The sequence below is a fragment of the Streptomyces sp. NBC_00461 genome (assembly GCF_036013935.1).
Taxonomy (GTDB): Bacteria; Actinomycetota; Actinomycetes; order Streptomycetales; family Streptomycetaceae; genus Streptomyces.
The window spans coordinates 5,522,478-5,537,861 of record NZ_CP107902.1 but is presented as its reverse complement, the minus strand read 5'-3'; the positions used below and the strand labels follow the sequence as shown (position 1 = coordinate 5,537,861).

15 protein-coding genes and 1 tRNA gene are annotated in these 15,384 nt (G+C 71.1%); 6 read left to right on the top strand and 10 right to left on the bottom strand.

The genetic code is table 11. The features are described from left to right. Positions 1-38: 38 nt before the first annotated feature. The 3 genes from OG870_RS25945 to OG870_RS25935 form a co-directional block, all read right to left on the bottom strand. Positions 39-785 carry an ANTAR domain-containing protein gene (locus tag OG870_RS25945; RefSeq protein WP_266588981.1) on the bottom strand — a complete coding sequence of 249 codons (747 nt, stop codon included), beginning with the start codon at positions 783-785 and terminating at the stop codon, positions 39-41. Next, on the bottom strand, positions 775-1,338 hold the full coding sequence (locus OG870_RS25940; protein WP_266842094.1) for a hypothetical protein: 564 nt from the start codon (positions 1,336-1,338) through the stop codon (positions 775-777). Before OG870_RS25940 ends, OG870_RS25945 begins: the two co-directional genes overlap by 11 nt. A gap of 104 nt (positions 1,339-1,442) precedes the next feature. Further along, positions 1,443-1,868: an STAS domain-containing protein gene (locus tag OG870_RS25935; protein ID WP_266518858.1), complete on the bottom strand. Its 426-nt coding sequence runs from the start codon at positions 1,866-1,868 to the stop codon at positions 1,443-1,445. A 448-nt stretch (positions 1,869-2,316) separates the two neighbouring features. Here OG870_RS25935 and OG870_RS25930 point away from each other — a divergent pair, with 448 nt between their 5' ends. Continuing rightward, the gene (locus OG870_RS25930) at positions 2,317-2,805 is read left to right on the top strand and encodes an Asp23/Gls24 family envelope stress response protein (RefSeq protein ID WP_266518856.1); all 489 of its coding nucleotides are present in this window, start codon (positions 2,317-2,319) and stop codon (positions 2,803-2,805) included. A 454-nt stretch (positions 2,806-3,259) separates the two neighbouring features. Further along, positions 3,260-3,526 (top strand): hypothetical protein, encoded by a 267-nt coding sequence (locus OG870_RS25925; RefSeq protein ID WP_266518854.1) that lies wholly within the window; start codon positions 3,260-3,262, stop codon positions 3,524-3,526. A gap of 6 nt (positions 3,527-3,532) precedes the next feature. On the opposite strand, the gene OG870_RS25920 is transcribed toward OG870_RS25925, so the two are convergent. Then, positions 3,533-3,955 (bottom strand): hypothetical protein, encoded by a 423-nt coding sequence (locus tag OG870_RS25920; protein ID WP_266520512.1) that lies wholly within the window; start codon positions 3,953-3,955, stop codon positions 3,533-3,535. A 251-nt stretch (positions 3,956-4,206) separates the two neighbouring features. Continuing rightward, complete coding sequence (locus OG870_RS25915) at positions 4,207-4,485, bottom strand: hypothetical protein (RefSeq protein WP_327691522.1); 279 nt, start codon at positions 4,483-4,485, stop codon at positions 4,207-4,209. A gap of 382 nt (positions 4,486-4,867) precedes the next feature. On the opposite strand from OG870_RS25915, the gene OG870_RS25910 reads away from it, so the two are divergent. From OG870_RS25910 to OG870_RS25895, 4 genes are all read left to right on the top strand, one after another. Next, entirely contained in the window at positions 4,868-5,080 is a 213-nt protein-coding gene (locus OG870_RS25910) for a hypothetical protein (RefSeq protein ID WP_266518850.1), read from the top strand. A gap of 117 nt (positions 5,081-5,197) precedes the next feature. After that, the gene (locus tag OG870_RS25905; protein ID WP_266518848.1) at positions 5,198-5,359 is read left to right on the top strand and encodes a hydrophobic protein; all 162 of its coding nucleotides are present in this window, start codon (positions 5,198-5,200) and stop codon (positions 5,357-5,359) included. Between the two features lie 93 nt (positions 5,360-5,452). Further along, a complete protein-coding gene (locus tag OG870_RS25900; protein ID WP_327691521.1) occupies positions 5,453-5,626 on the top strand; it encodes a CsbD family protein in 174 nt (57 codons plus the stop codon). A gap of 131 nt (positions 5,627-5,757) precedes the next feature. Beyond that, a complete protein-coding gene (locus OG870_RS25895) occupies positions 5,758-6,483 on the top strand; it encodes a hypothetical protein (RefSeq protein WP_327691520.1) in 726 nt (241 codons plus the stop codon). Positions 6,484-6,582: 99 nt separating this feature from the next. Here OG870_RS25895 and OG870_RS25890 read toward each other — a convergent pair whose 3' ends face one another. The 5 genes from OG870_RS25890 to tmk all read right to left on the bottom strand — a co-directional run bounded on the left by OG870_RS25890 (position 6,583) and on the right by tmk (position 15,329). After that, the gene (locus tag OG870_RS25890) at positions 6,583-8,034 is read right to left on the bottom strand and encodes an AAA family ATPase (RefSeq protein ID WP_266592420.1); all 1,452 of its coding nucleotides are present in this window, start codon (positions 8,032-8,034) and stop codon (positions 6,583-6,585) included. A 782-nt stretch (positions 8,035-8,816) separates the two neighbouring features. Further along, positions 8,817-8,890 (bottom strand) — tRNA-Thr (locus OG870_RS25885). 106 nt (positions 8,891-8,996) lie between these two features. After that, the gene (locus tag OG870_RS25880; RefSeq protein WP_266838957.1) at positions 8,997-10,580 is read right to left on the bottom strand and encodes an alpha/beta hydrolase; all 1,584 of its coding nucleotides are present in this window, start codon (positions 10,578-10,580) and stop codon (positions 8,997-8,999) included. Between the two features lie 131 nt (positions 10,581-10,711). Then, entirely contained in the window at positions 10,712-11,917 is a 1,206-nt protein-coding gene (locus tag OG870_RS25875) for a DNA polymerase III subunit delta' (protein WP_266838959.1), read from the bottom strand. A 145-nt stretch (positions 11,918-12,062) separates the two neighbouring features. Beyond that, complete coding sequence (gene tmk / locus OG870_RS25870) at positions 12,063-15,329, bottom strand: dTMP kinase (protein ID WP_266588965.1); 3,267 nt, start codon at positions 15,327-15,329, stop codon at positions 12,063-12,065. Between the last annotated feature and the right edge of the window lie 55 nt (positions 15,330-15,384).

Below are 15,384 nucleotides of genomic sequence, written 5' to 3'. Positions count from 1 at the left end.
CGGGAAGTACAGCACGTTCCTCGGCCGGCACCGCCGCGTCAGGTTTTCTCCTCGGCCTGCCCCGGCTCCGCGTCCGGTGGGAAACGAAGCTGCCGGGCCACCACGTCCGCGGCCACGTCGGCGAGCCGGCGTCCCTGTGCATAGGCGTAGGCGCGGAGCCTTACGAAGGCTTCCTCGATGCCGACCCCGAGCTGGACCGTGAGCATCCCGCTGGCCTGGTCGATCTCCGCCCGGTATGTGCCCAGGTCCCCGACGGGACCATCGCGCGGCCCGCCCGTCTCGTCGATTCGCGCGTCGAGCAGTACCAAAGTCGCGAGATCGGAGAACGCCAGCGCGTCCGCCAGTTCCTCCGCGTCCAACCGGACCGGAACATCGGCGTACAGGTCCAGAACTCCCGGGCTGATCGCCCCCATCTGCAGAGGGAGCGCGAAGACCGCGCGTGCCCCGGCTTCCAGGGCCGCCTCGGCGAAGACCATCCAGCGGTCCTGCAGGTCACGGGTGAGCAGATCGGGTGTCAGGACGGCCGAGCCGTGCAGGAAGGCGTCCACACAGGGCCCTTCGCCCAGCGTGAGCTGGAGCTCTTCCAGTTGCTCGCTGATGTCGTCGGTGCTGCACAGCGGGTGGCTCGGCGCGGCCTTGGACATCGCCGACAGCCCGGCCCCGCCGACCGGCAGCGCGGCCACAGCCGCGGTACACACGTCCACCACACCGACCCGGGCACCGCGCCGGGCCGCCTGCTCGGCCACCAGCATCTGAATGCGGGCCGACCGCCTCTCAGGGACCACCCGGGCCACCGCCTCCAGGCATCGTGACAAGGCCCTCCAGCCTCGCCGTGGTGCGTTCCCCGACGGGAAGCACCAGCGCGCGGAACCTGGTGGGACCGGCCGGCCTGCGAAGCTCTCCGACGTCCAGCCACCCCCAGGAGCGGAACGCAGCGGAGGTTGCACGATCGGCCCGGTCCACCAGCGCGGCGCCGAGTGACGCCTGATGGTCGGTCAGCAGCCGCTCCTGCACCCTGCGGGCGAGGCCCCGGTCCTGCAGGTGCGGCCGGATCAGGATGTCACCGAACGCGAAGACCCGGTCGGTCGGCGTGAGTTGATCGATGCTGCGCGGCAGTACTCCGTCGAGACCGAACCACCACGAGCCGTCGCCGCGTGCAGGGAACCCGAAGGCGCATCCCATCAGTCTGTCCGTCTCGCCGATCACCATGGCGAATCCCGGCCGGCGCATGTCCGTGGTGAGACGGTTCAGGAAGTTCTGGCGGCCGGGACAGCGGTACGCCTCACCCGGCGCCGTCGCACGGGACTCCGCATACAGTCCCGCCAGGTCCTCAAGCATGTCCTCCACCAGCCAACGGTTCAGCCCACGCAACCGCACCGGAGCCATGGAGCAGGGCTCGCCGTCTCCCGGCTTCCGTGACTGTCCCCGCCCGACTCCGGCCGTCATCGCACATCGCCCGAGAGAACAGGCGCAAGCGGGACAGACCGGTGTGGCGGGGCTGGAGCGGGCATGGCCGCGGTGTCCCCGAGAGGAGGTGGCAGGGGGCCGAACGGAGTGCCGAGGAGAAGGAACCCGCAGCCGGCGAGGCCGACGACAAGGGCGAGCATAGGCGGCGGGTGGTGCAGTCGCAGGGTCCCGCCCGCCAGGGTGGTCTGCTGCGCGGCGTACAGGAAGGCGTTGAGTCCGCTGCAGTCACAGAAGGTGACGGGGGTGAGGTCGACGTCGATGGTGTGCATGTCGTCGTACAGACACCGCTCCAGTGCCGCGCGCACCAGTGACGCCGATTCCAGATCGATCTCACCGGCCAGGGTGATCAGTGCCCGTTTCCTCCGGTCATGGCGACACACGGTGAGCTGCGGGAGGGGCATGACGCCTCGGTTCTGGGGACCATCCGGCAGCGGGCGCGGTGACGCCGGATACCCGGCCTGTATGGCGCGCTCCCGGTGGGGGCGTACGTTCGGCGGAGTCGGAGCGAAGGCCGGTCCGACCGCCTGTGCGCCAGGACAGAGGACCACCCGGTTCCCTCCAGGGATGCCGCCGGGTGACGGACTACGAGTCCGCTCCGCGCGCCATCTGTGTCGAGCAACGACAAGCCGCCGGGGTCTGGGACGTCCGTACAGCAGCATAGTCCTCGGTGCGGTCCGGTGGGTGGCCGGTAACCCGCCTGTTCCCAGGGCCTGGACCGTGGCCGCGATGTGATGCCGTACGCGGGCGTGGACGAGGCGCAGCGCGGTACTCGGCAAGCCGCACGACAGGCGGCGGCCGACGGCCGCCCGGGCACGGCAGTCCGTGCACCACCCGAGGAGGTGGCTTCGCATGACGGAGCAGAACGGTTCGACCCTGCCCAAGCCCGGCTCTGATGAGCCCCGCACCGGCACGACGCTGCACGCCGCACGGCCCGGGCCGCAGGAACCGCCGGAGACCCGCGGCCTGACCACCATCGCCGACGGGGTGGTGGAGAAGATCGCCGGCATCGCCGCACGGGAGGTCCCCGGAATCCACGCGCTGGGCGGCGGATTCACACGCACCATGGGAGCCATGCGCGACCGGGTCCCGGGCGGGCAATCGAGCGCGGGGCGCGGCGTCAAGGTCGAAGTCGGTCAGAAGCAGACCGCCATCGACCTCCAGGTCGTCGTCGAATACGGGGTGAGCATTACCGACCTCGCCGCAGAGGTCCGGGAGAACGTGATCGCGGCGGTGGAGCGGATGACGGGCCTGGAAGTCGTCGAGGTGAACATCGCGGTCAACGACGTGCACCTGCCGGACGAGGACACGCAGGAGACCGGCGAGGACCGGGTGCATTAGGGCCTCGCCCGGGCAGACGCGGGCGTGGCTGCCCGAGGCAGTCTCCGGGTGCGGACGGTCGATTCTCAGCGGCCCCACCAGGAAGGTGCGACCGTCAGTCGTGCGAAGACGGGACGGCCACGGAGTCGAGCCGTCCACCAGCGGTACGAGCCCACCGACCACATGACCGGGCGTTCCCGACGGCTCTGTTGGGGCTGAGCCCCGTTCCTGACCGGCGCACGCCGCATCGCCTGCCATGGGCCGCACCGTACGGCGCGAGCTAGTACGGTCTCGGCGCGAGGCCGGCGCAGCGGAACGGAAACGTGAGTACGCGGAGAACAAGTGCTCTTCATGGGAACCGCAGGCCAGGCCGACGCCTCTCGGACCAGGTCCTACGCGCTCCGCTCGCCGACGACGACGCCCGCCGAGTTCTGGAGGTTCGTCACTGCTCGCTCAGCGTGGAGTCGGACTGCTCATGGCGGCGCCGCTGGACGGCGCGGACGACGCCGAATCGCTGAGGCTGGAGCTGGCACCAGAAGTGGTGTCCGGCGCCGCGCTCGCGTCCGGCGAGGCGGAGCCGGCCGTCTGTGGCGCCGTGCCGCTGGACGCACCCGGGGTGGGTGTCCGGCTGTCGCCGGGACCCGGGGTACCGGCCGAGCCACCGCCCACCGAGGTTCCCCTGCCCGGCTCGTTCCTGACCACGGCCGCCACCGGTTTGCCCATGATCACCTCCACCGGGTGACCGTGATCATCGCCAGGGCGAACACCAGGCCCGTCGCCAGGGCGTATTTCCTCCATCCGATGGATCTCCGGACGGAGCCACCACGATAGGTGGTGACCGACTCTCCTCCGGAAGACGCGAAGCCCGCTGTCGTCCCGCCGTGCTTGCGATCCGGGCCACCGGTTCCGAAGGGCGGCCTGGCTGCAACAGGCTCGGCGTGAGCCGGTGGCCTGAACGCCGCCTGGGCGTCCGCGCGGTGTTCCGCCCGCTCCTCGCCCGGCGTCCTCGGCACTCCCACGGGGCACCCGGCTGCATCTGCCGCGGCAGCGGCTTGCCCTCCCAGGCGGCGACCGTGGCTGCGGCCACCTCAGGAAGTTTGGTGTGGCACTGCCGCGAGATGTCGACCAGGAGGTCCCTGGCCGTCCCGCGGCTGCAAGGGGTCAGGACCATCAGCATGCCGCGGGCCTGGTCCACGACTGCACGGCCGGCCAGCGCCCGCCGCAGCTGATCGTTCTCGGCGCGCAGTGCGACGAGATCCTCTCCAGCGGCTGCGTTCCCCCCACGTGGCCTCGGCCCGCAGCTTCCAGTGGTCCTCATGCAGCAGGGTTGTGCGATGCATGGCATGTACCTCTCAGCGAATTCGACGTGCCCGGCCCGGCTGAAGCCGTCCGGAACACATGACTGCCAGGTCGCTCCACGGGTCACCTGCGGTCTTCGTGGTCCCGACGGTCCTCGCGCCGCCAGCGCGCCCGGTTCTGGCGGCTGTAGCGGCGGTCCCAGCGGTCCTGACGATCCCGGCGCTCCTGATAGTCCCGGTAGTCCCCGAGATCGGAACCGCCGCCACGGCTCCGGCCTTCGCCACGATCGCGGCCGTGCCGGGTTGCGCCGTAGACCAGCACCGCCGCGGCCACCCACCAGATGGGGTGAAGGAAGCCGAAGCCGAACAGGACCGCGATGAGGATGAGGGGCAGGACGAACACGGTGGGCCTCCCCGGGAGCGGGACACAGCATCGATACCGGGGACTGGGGCCTGGCCTCCAGCGTAGTCCTGTCCGGAGGTTGCGGATACGGCCGACGTCAGCGCGTCCTGCCCGGCGTGGACGGCTACTTGGCACCTGTCGGAGCACTGCTGCGAGGGCTAACGTGCGCCATGCCGCCCCTGCCCCCGGCAGCGTCGCACCGCCCACGCGCTCCCCAGAGGGCGCACCCAGCGCATCAGTGCCGGAACCCGCCACGTCACGAGCGAGGCCGTTCCCGCACACGCCCCTCGTCACACGACCCCGGCGAAGCCCTGATGCGCCCCCAGGCGGGCACCGACCTGCTGCCCGCCGCGTCGCACGTATCCCACACCAGGCGGTACGCATGTACGCGCTGATCGTTCCGGCTTCGACCCCCTTCGTCCTGCTCGCCGTCGTGATGGCCCTGTCGTGGTGGGAGGACCACATCCTGCCGGCGCCGCCGGCCGAGCCGGCCGAGGCCCTCACTCAGGCCCCGTTCACCCCGCCGGCGCCTGTGCCGCTCCCACAACTCCTCAGTGCCGACACCACGTTGACAGGGGAGGTTGCCGGGCGTTGACTGACAGCACGGCGTAGGGCCATGTTGCTCCGGACCATCGGGGCGCAGCATTCCACCTCCCCGCTTCGCCCGGACCCCGCGGAACTCAGGAAATCCCCGCGATCTGGAGGCCCGGCAATGATCTGGATTCTTCTCCTACTGCTGATCCTGGTGGTGTTCGGGTTCGGCTTCACGATGCAGATCCTGTGGTGGGTCGCCGCCGCCCTGCTGATCGTCTGGATCGCCGGCTTCGCCATGCGGGGGCGCAGTGGTGGCCGCCGCCGGTACAGCCGCAGGTAGTCCGTTCCGGAGCTCGATCCTGCCCGCAGGAACAAGCGGCCTGTACGGCGATCACACGCGGGAGCCCACTCACCGGACAAACAGGAGGCGGCCATGACCGTCGGACGGACGATCAGGCACAGGACACAGGCGCTGAAAGGCCGGATCACCGAACGCATCGGCCGAACCACCCGCAACAGGCGACTGCAGCGGCGCGGCAGGACCGACCAGGTCTCCGGAAACCTGAAGCAGGCCGGGGACAAAGCCAAGGACACTTTCAAGCTCTGACAAAGGACGCCCCGAGGCGGTTCCCACGTCGCGCGGACACCACCAGGTAGGCCTCAACGCCCAATGATCCGACAGGAATTGACGGCAATGAAGCCGACCGACGTGCAAGACGAAAGCCAGAGAAGGCGGCCATGTTCACCGTCGTGATCACCGCTGTGATAGTCATCGGTCTGGCCACCCTCCTCTACCTCGGACGTGGACGGGTGCAGGGCAGTGGCCGACGCGGGCTGAAGCGGCGCTTCGGCCTCGAGTACGCCCGCACCGTCGCCCGCCACGACGGCGACGCCAAGGCCGCCGAGCAGGAACTCGGCAAGCGCGTGGAACGGCACGGATCCCTCACCGAGCGGCCCTTGTCACCCGACGCCCGCGAGTACTGCGTGGCTCAATGGGCCGCCGCCCAGGAGCAGTTCGTCGCATCACCGCAGCAGGCCGTCACCGAGGCCCGCAGCAGGCCGTCACCGAGGCGGACGCGCTCATTTGCAGGCCTGGCAAGGGATCGCGGCTTCCCCGACGGCGAGCAGTTCGAGGACCAGATCTCCGCCCTGTCCGTCCACCACGCCCACTACGTCCAGGGCTACCGCAGCATGCACACAGCAGCCCGCGAGCAGAGCGGAGCGACGGCATCGAAGCCCCGGACGGCGACCAACAGCCCACACGCCGCCTCGAACTCCTCCTCGGCCCCGGCTTCGCACCGCATCCGCATGAATCCGCCCCGCCTGTCCGCAGCCCTGCTCGCCTCGCCACGCTACCGCCGAACTGCGAGCACCGCTCTCGGCCGAGGATCAACGGCTCGTCACCAACATGTCGTAGTGGCTGCCCGCGCTCATTCTGACCGTCCGGCGACGGGTCGCGGATGATCGTAGGAACCCGCGACCTCCTCTCCGAAGAGCCCGAACTCCTCATGCGGGTACGTCAACCGGCGCGGCAACCCGCTCCCCTGTGCTGCTGATCAGCAGTCACTCGCCGTGGTAGAGGCGAGGCAGGTCGATGAGTTGGATCGTGCGGTCGCCCTTCGCGAGGTGGTGCAGTTCATCGGTGAAGCCGGTGCCGCTGAAGCAGAACAGCCGTGTCGCCTCGGTGGCCGTGCCGCTTCTGGTCATGAGGGAACGGATGTGCCGCAGACGTTCCAGGTGGCCGGCTCCCATCACGTCGCTCCACTTCGCTTCTCCAATGGCAAGCAGCACCTGACGGCCCTCGTGGGACTCACCATGGACGGCGACGTCGACTTCGTGGCTCGTCCTGGCCGCGGGGTCGTTGACGGCACCGCTGGCGACCCGCGTGACATGCCCTCCGTGAGTGTCGGGCGCAGCGTGCCAGCGGGCCCATTCCCTACAGACCTGCTCGAAGTGCGGACCGACGACCCTGCTGCGGAAGGTGGACTGGGCGCGGCGCCATACGTCGGAGGCCCGCCCGGGGCGTTCCAGATCACCCCAGGCCGGGCGCATGACCGCGTGGTAGAAGGTGACGAGCGGCTCGGCGATGCGGTAGGCGGAGCGGTTGCGGCGAAAGGCATCGGCCTCGTGGGTGATCATGCCGACGTCCTGGAGCACGCTCAGCGGGTGGGCGAGGTCGGTGGACTTGCGCCCCAGGTAGTCGGCGATGCCACCACGAGCCGCGTTACCCGCGGCGATGGCTGCCAGCACCGAGTGGTACAGCGCGGTGTCGTGGAGTTCGGGCTCTTCGGCGAGAAGGTAGCGTGCCTCCCGAAAGAGCGGACGCGCCGGGTTGAGGACGGCGCGGATGACCCAGTCGTCGAAGTCGTCCGGCTCGGCAGGGGTGTCCCCCTGGGTGAACTCACGACGGTAGGCGGGGGTACCCCCGACGATGGCATTGGTCAGCAACGCCGTGCGCGGGTCGTCGATCTGCCAGAACTCGGCCGCGAGCCGGAAGTCCAGGGTCGGGACCACGAGTTCGAGGCCGGCTCGGCCACGAAGCGGAGCATTGCCGGACAGCAACCGGCCCATGAACGACAGCGCGGAGCCGCACAACAGCAGACGCACGGGAGTGTTGGTGTGCTGGGCAGCAGGGTCCAGAGCGCGCTGGATGATCGAAGGCAGGGAGGGAGACGCCTTGGCGAGGAAAGGGAACTCGTCGATGACCGCCACGGTGGGGCCGCCCGCGTCGGCGATGCGCATGAGTTCCGCGACCGCCTCGTCCCAGTGCGCGAAACGGAACGGAGTGGGCTGCCCGCGATAACGGGCCAGTGCCTCACCGAACTGACGCAGGGCGTCGGCCTCGGTGGTCTCGGTGGCGGTGAACATGAAGCCGCCACTGGCACGAGTGACGGCGTCGAGCAGGAAGGTCTTGCCCTGCCGGCGGCGACCGGAGACCACGCCCAGCGTGGCCCGCGGGCCAGGCAGGGTGGCGAACCGGGTCAGCTCGGCCCATTCGAAGACACGGTCGAACATCTCGGCAGGCTTGTCCACAGCACCAGCTCCAGCATATAGATGGAGTTATTATAGCTGAATTTATTCGTCACCCTCGCTCGGCGATATCGACTCCCGATCTCGCGAGGCGAAGACCGGTGCCGCCGTTTTCAGCCGATGTGCCCGTTGAGGATTCCGGCTCGTTCCGCGGTCCTTCCGCGTTCGTGCCGCCGGGCCGCCCTGCGGCTCTTCCGGCCGGGTGGAGGTGTCGTAGACCTTCGATGAGGAGGCGGGCGGGATCGAGCCGAGCAGTGGGGGCACGCCGTAGCCGGAGTTCGAGGCCGCGAGGATCTCCGCATCGTCGGCCTTCAACTCATGCCGTCCGGACGGCTCCGGGAGTACCAACATGCACCTCGCGCGCGTACGGCATTCACACTCCCGCCCTCGCCCCGGACGGCATCACCGGGCCGGCGGAACCGACCGAGCCAACCTTCCCGCGCAGGGTTGTGCGACATGGGCAACTTGGCCATAGCCAGCGCTTCCCGCTCGGACGCCCGCCATCAATGCCAGCTGCTGCACCACAGATACACGGATGCGCTCCCCTCCCGCACGCCATTGCCGACCAGAACCGATCAGGCGGCGGCGAGCCCTCGAACCCACAAGGCCAGAGGGGCACCCGCACGTACTCCCCGCGAACCACACCACCACAAACCTTCGACCAACGCATTGCGGCTGCGCAGGTCAACAGCCGCGATCCCGCCCGGACGAGACAGCATGAATGAAAGAAAACCCCAGGTCAAAGGCCTGACCTGGGGTTCAAAAAGAGCCGCCTTCGGGATTCGAACCCGAGACCTACGCATTACGAGTGCGTTGCTCTGGCCATCTGAGCTAAGGCGGCGCGCTGTCAGCACTATGGTGCGATCAGCAACGTCGGTAAGTCTACACAGTTTCGGAGGGTGCTCCGTACCAGCCCCGGGTGGGGATCCGCGGGGCCGGCCGCCGGGCTAGGAGCAGCGCTTTCCCTTGGTCGGAGGGGTTCCGCGGAGCAGGTACGCGTCGATCGTGGAGTCGATGCAGGTGCTGCCGCGGCCGTAGGCGGTGTGGCCGTCGCCCTCGTAGGTGAGGAGGCGGGCGGAGGAGAGCTGACGGGACAGGGACTGGGCCCAGCGGTACGGGGTCGCCGGGTCGCGGGTGGTGCCGACCACGACGATGGGCGCGGCGCCCTCCGCCTCGATGCGGTGCGGTGCGCCCGTGGGCTTCACCGGCCAGTACGCGCAGTTCAGCGAGGCCCAGGCGAGGCCCTCACCGAAGACCGGGGATGCCTCCTGGAAGGACGGGAGCGCCTTCTCCACCTGGTCGGGGCCGGAGAAGGCGCCCGGGAGGTCGAGGCAGTTGACGGCGGCGTTCGCGGACATGAGGTTCGAGTAGCGGCCGTCGGCGTCGCGCTCGTAGTAGCTGTCGGAGAGGACGAGCAGGCCGGCGCCGTCGTTCTCCTTCATCGCCGACGTCAGCGCCTCGCGCAGCTGCGCCCACGCGCCCTCGTCGTACATCGCCGCGATCACGCCGGTGGTGGCGAGGGCCTCGCCGAGCTTGCGGCCGTCGGCGTCGCCGGTGGGCACGGGGTGCGCGTCCAGCTTCTTGAAGAAGGCGCTGAGGTTGTCGCCGACCTGGTCCGGTGTGGTGCCCTTGCGGCCGAGCGGGCAGTCCGTCTGCTGCACGCAGTCCTTGGCGAAGGACTGGAACGCCGTCTCGAACCCCGCCGTCTGGTCCAGGTTCATGCGGCGCGCGGTCAGCGAGGGGTCCATCGCGCCGTCCAGCACCAGCCGCCCCACCCGGTGGGGGAACAGTCCGGCGTACGTCGCCCCGAGGAACGTCCCGTACGACGCCCCCACGTACGTCAGTTTCGCGTCCCCGAGCGCCGCCCGCAGGATGTCCATGTCGCGAGCCGCCTCGACGGTGGAGACATGCCGCAGCAGCTTCGTCGAGTGCTTCCCGCAGCTCTCCGCGAACTTCTTGTACGCGCCGACGAGTTGGTCCGTCTCCTTCCGGTCGTCGGGCGTGGCGTCCGTCTGTGTGTACGCGTCCATCTGCCGGCCGTTGAGGCATTCCACGGGCTCGCTGCGGGCGACGCCGCGCGGATCGATCGCGACCATGTCGTAGCGGGCGCGGACCTTCGCCGGGTAGCCGATGGCGGCGTACTGCTGCAGGTACCCGATCGCCGAGCCTCCCGGCCCGCCCGGGTTCACGAGCAGCGAACCGAGCGGCTTGCCCTTGCCCGTCGCCTTCTTGCGGGCGACGGCGAGCCGCATGTCCCCGGCGCCCTGCCTGGCGTAGTCGAGCGGCGCCTTCATCGTGGCGCACTGGAAACCGGGGACTCCGCAGGTGCGCCAGCTCAGCTTCTGCCCGTAGTACGACGAGAGGGTGGACGGCGTCGACTGCGGCAGTGCGGCCAGGGCCGCGTCCGCCGCGTTGCCGCTGGTGCTCGCCGTGTCTCCGGAGGAACAGGCGGAGACGAGCAGCGCGGCCGCGGCGAGGAGAGTGGCGGCGGTTCGGGGCCGGCAGGGACGGGAGCTGCGCCAGATGTACATCTGGCGAGCGTAACTCTCCGCAGTCATCTGAATGCCTTCCGTGCCCGCCGTGGCTCGTACGGATTACACCGTCAACTTCCCGTTGATCACTGGATGGAGCAGAGCTGGACGGAGCGGGCCCCGTGCGCCCGTCAGCCCGCTCTCAGGGCCATTGCCATCGCCTCCACCGCGAGCAGCGGGGCGACATTGCGGTCGAGGGCGTCGCTGCAGGCGGCGATCGCCTCGATGCGGCGGAGGGTGGACTCGGGAGAGGTCTCGCGGGCGAGACGCTCCAGGGCGTCCTCGGCGTCCACGTTGGCGATCGCCACCCGGGAGCCGAGCTGGAGGGCGAGGATGTCGCGGTAGAAACCGGTGAGGTCCGTCAGGGCGAGATCGAGGCTGTCGCGCTGCGTACGCGTTCTGCGGCGCTTCTGCTTGTCCTCCAGGTCCTTCATCACGCCCGCCGTACCGCGCGGCATCCGGCCGCCCTGGGACGCGCCCATGGCCGTCTTCAGCTCCTCGGTCTCCTTGCCGTCCCGTTCCTCGGCGAGTTGCTTGGCGTCCTCGGCGGCCGCGTCGACGAGTTCCTGGGCGGCCCTGAGCGCGCCGCCGATCTCCGCGACCCGCAGTGGCAGCTTCAGCACGGCGGCGCGGCGCTCGCGGGCGGCCGGGTCGGTGGCCAGGCGGCGGGCCCGGTCGACGTGCCCCTGCGTGGCGCGCGCCGCCATGGCGGCGACGGGCGGTTCGATGCCCTCCCGCCGCACGAGCATGTCGGCGACCGCGTCCACGGAGGGCGTCAGCAGGCTGAGGTGGCGGCAGCGGGAACGGATGGTGGGCAGCACGTCATCGACAGAGGGCGCGCACAGCATCCAGACCGTGCGCGGCGCGGGCTCCTCGACCGCCTTCAGCACGGCGTTGGCCGATTTCTCGTTCAGCCGCTCGGCGTCCTCGACGAGGATGACCTGCCAGCGGCCGTTCGCCGGTGAAGTGAACGACTTGCGGACGGTGTCACGCATGTCATCGGCGAGGATCTGCGCACCGACGGCGGCGACGGTGGTGACGTCCGCGTGCGTGCCGACGAGGGCGGTGTGGCAGCCGTCGCAGAACCCGCAGCCGGGGGTCCCGCCGAGCGCGCGGTCGGGGCTGACGCACTGCAGCGCGGCGGCGAACGCCCGAGCCGTCTGGGTCCGGCCCGCGCCCGGCGGCCCCGTGAACAACCACGCGTGCGTCATCTTCGACGCCTCGGGCGGCGGCGCGCCGGTGGCGGCCGCGGTGACCAGCGCGTCGGCGTCCCGGGCAGCGGCATTGAGCTGCTCGGCCACCTTCTCCTGGCCGACGAGGTCGTCCCAGACGGTCATGAGCTCACCCCGCCCCTTCGTCATGTCTCACGTTGCGGGACCCATTGTGCGGGGTGGCACTGACAACGGCGGTCGCGCGACCGGCGTCAGCCGCGACGCCCTGAGCCGCGGTGCCCTCAGCCGCGACGCCCGCCGCCCTATGCCCTCAGCCGCGACGCCCGCGGCCCCGGCGCCCCCGGCCCGCATCGTCGTCGGCCTCGTCCTCGCGCGGGCCGAGCAGTTCGTCCGCCAGTGTCGGCAGATCGTCCAGCGGGGTCTCCTCGGCCCAGTCCGAGCGGGCCCGTCGCCGGGGCTCGCCCTCGGCACCGACCTGTGGCATCTCGCGCGTACGGTCCTCGGCCCCGTCCGGACGTGCCGCCCGCTGCTCGTCCCGGAAGAAGCCCGGCGGAACCCGATGCGCGGGATCGTCGGCGCGCACGGGAGGCAGTACAGCGGTCTCGTCCGCGGCCGTGGAAGGCACCGGTGGCAACACGGCCGTCTCGTCGGCCGCACCCGGCACGACCGGCGGCAGTACCGCTGTCTCGTCCGCCGCACCCGGCCTCACCGGCGGCAGCACAGCCGTCTCGTCCGCCGCCCCGGCAGGTGCCGGCGGCTGCGGCAGCTTCGCCGTCACCTCGGACTCGGACTCACCGGCCGGACGGTCGCTTCGCGCTCCGCGCTGCCGCTCGTCCCGTACCGGGCGCAGCACCGCGGTCTCCTCCACCGGCCCGCCCGACGCGTTGGTCGGCGTCACCACAGGCGTCGGCACGGTGGACGCCTCCGGCGGAGCCGCGGGAGGCGTCGGCTGCCTGGGCCCGGCATCCGCGGCGGCCGCGGCCTGCTCGGCGAGCCGCCTGGCCTCCTCGGCCCGCAGCAGCGCCTCCTCGGCCTTGCGCTGCTTCTCCAGGCGCAGTGCCTCGGCCTCGGCATGGAGCCGGGCCTCTTCCTCGGCCTGCTTGCGCCGCCGCTCCTCCTCGACCTTGCGGCGGGCTTCCTCCTCGGCGCGTGCCTTCTCCTCCGCGAGGAGTCGTGCCTGCTCCTCCTCGGCACGGCGACGCGCTTCCTCGGCCCGCAGCCGGGCCTCCTCCGCCTGCCGCTCGGCCTCGCGCCGCTGCGCCTCCTCCAGCTCGCGCCGCTTGCGCTCCTCCTCCTCGGCGCGCAGCCGCTCGAGCTGTTCCTGGCGCTCGCGCTCCAGACGCTCTTCCTCGGCCTTCCGCGCGGCCTCTTCCTCGGCCTTGCGGCGGGCCTCCTCCTCGGCCTTCTTCCGCGCCTCCTCCTGGGCCTTCACCTCGGCCTCGGACAGCGGCAGCATCTGGTCGAGCCGGTGCCGTACGACGGTGGTGACGGCCTCGGCCTCCTGGCCGGCGTCCACGACCAGGTACCGCCCGGGGTCGGCCGCGGCCAGCGTGAGGAAACCGGACCGCACGCGCGCGTGGAACTCGGCCGGCTCCGACTCCAGCCGGTCCGGAGCCTCCGTGAACCGCTCGCGAGCGATCTCCGGCGAGACGTCGAGCAGCACGGTCAGATGCGGTACGAGGCCGTTGGTCGCCCAGCGGTTGATGCGGGCGATCTCGGTCGGGGACAGATCGCGGCCCGCTCCCTGGTAAGCCACCGAGGAGTCGATGTAGCGGTCGGAGACGACCACGGCGCCCCGCTCCAGTGCGGGCCTGACCACCGTGTCGACGTGTTCCGCGCGGTCCGCCGCGTACAGCAGCGCCTCCGCGCGGTGGGACAGCCCCGCGCTCGACACGTCCAGCAGGATCGACCGCAGCCGCTTGCCCACCGGCGTCGCGCCCGGCTCGCGGGTCAGCACGACCTCGTGACCCTTGGCCCGGATCCACTCGGCGAGCGCCTCGGCCTGCGTGGACTTGCCGGCTCCGTCGCCGCCCTCCAGGGCGATGAGGAAACCGGTCGTCGTGGGCGTCTCGACCGGGTCGTCGCCGCCCAGCAGCGCGTCCCGCAGGTCGTGCCGCAGCGGCACCCCCGAGCGGTCGTCGACCTTGGCCAGGACCAGCGCGGCCACGGGCAGCAGCAGCGCGCCGACCAGCATCAGCGTGAACGCGGCGCCGCCGTGCGTGAACACGAACTTGCCGTTCTCCAGCCGGTGCGGGCCGATCCCCGCCGCCACCACGGGCGCGATCACCGCGCCGAGCGCCACACAGACCCGTACGACCGCGTGCAGGTGCTCCGTGGTGCGCGCCCGGCGGTAGTCCTCGGCCTCCTGGTCCAGCAGTGTGTGCCCGGTGTTGGCGGCCACGCCCGCACCGATGCCGGCCAGCGCGACGATCAGCAGGACCGAGGTGACGTCGGGGACGAGGCCGGCCGCCAGCAGCGCGACGCCGGTGAAGGCGATCGCCAGCGCGAGCAGCCTGCGGCGCGAAAGGGTGGGCAGCACGGAGGGTGCCGTGCGGATGCCGACGACGACTCCGCCCGTCAGCGCGAGGACCAGCAGCCCGAACATCACAGGGCCGCCGCCCAGGTCCTTGGCGTGCAGCACGCAGACGGCGACGGCCGCGGAGATCGCACCCGCGACGGCGGCGCACGCGAGCACCAGCAGCGGAATGGCCCCCGTACGGCCCTTGTCCACGCCCGTGCCCGTCTTGGGGCGGCGCAGTCCCTCCAGCGGCGAACGCGCTCGCGGGGTACGCGTGTCGGGCAGTTCCAGGAACGTCACCACGGACAGGGACGCGGCGAACAGTCCGGCGGCCACGTACGAGGCGAGCGCCGCCTGGTGCTGCCCGAACCAGTCGATCCCGGCGCCCAGCAGGTTGTTGAGCAGCCCCGCGACGACAAGGGTGGCCGCCGCGAGAGGGATCGCGACGAAGGACGTACGCAGCGACAGGCGGCGCAGGGCGTCCATGTGGTCCGGCAGCGGCCGTACCGTCGCGCCCTCCAGGGGCGGCGCGGGCAGCAGCGCGGGCGCCGCGCTCTCGCGGCACACCGTCCAGAAGCGCTCGGCGACTCCGGTCACGAAGGCGGTCACCAGGAGGACGGCCAGCGCGTCGTCCGGCGTCCAGTCGATCCACAGGGGGGCGACGATCAGCGCGAGGACCCGCACGGCGTCGGCGCCGACCATGGTCCAGCGGCGGTCGAGCGGCCCCTCCTGCGAGGTGAGCGAGGTCAGGGGGCCGAGCAGGACGGCTCCGAAGAGCAGCGTCGCCAGGATGCGCACCCCGAAAACGGTCGCCACTGCGAACGCGACGCCGCGATAGCCACCACCGAACGAGCCCTCGCTGATCGCCGCTTGAAGGGCGAGAAGCACCAGCACAAGAAGGGCGAGGGTGTCGCCGACCGATCCCACGAGCTGCGCGCTCCACAACCGCCTCAGCTGCGGCCGGCGCAGCAGGGCGCGGACTGCCCGCTCGCGGGAGTCCGCGACCAGGGCGTCGTCGGGGGCCGGGTGGTGGGCCGTTGGTTGCTCGGCTCGCGTCATGCGTTCAGCCTATCGGGACGGACTGACAGCCTGCGGCGCGCGTCCGAACGCGCGC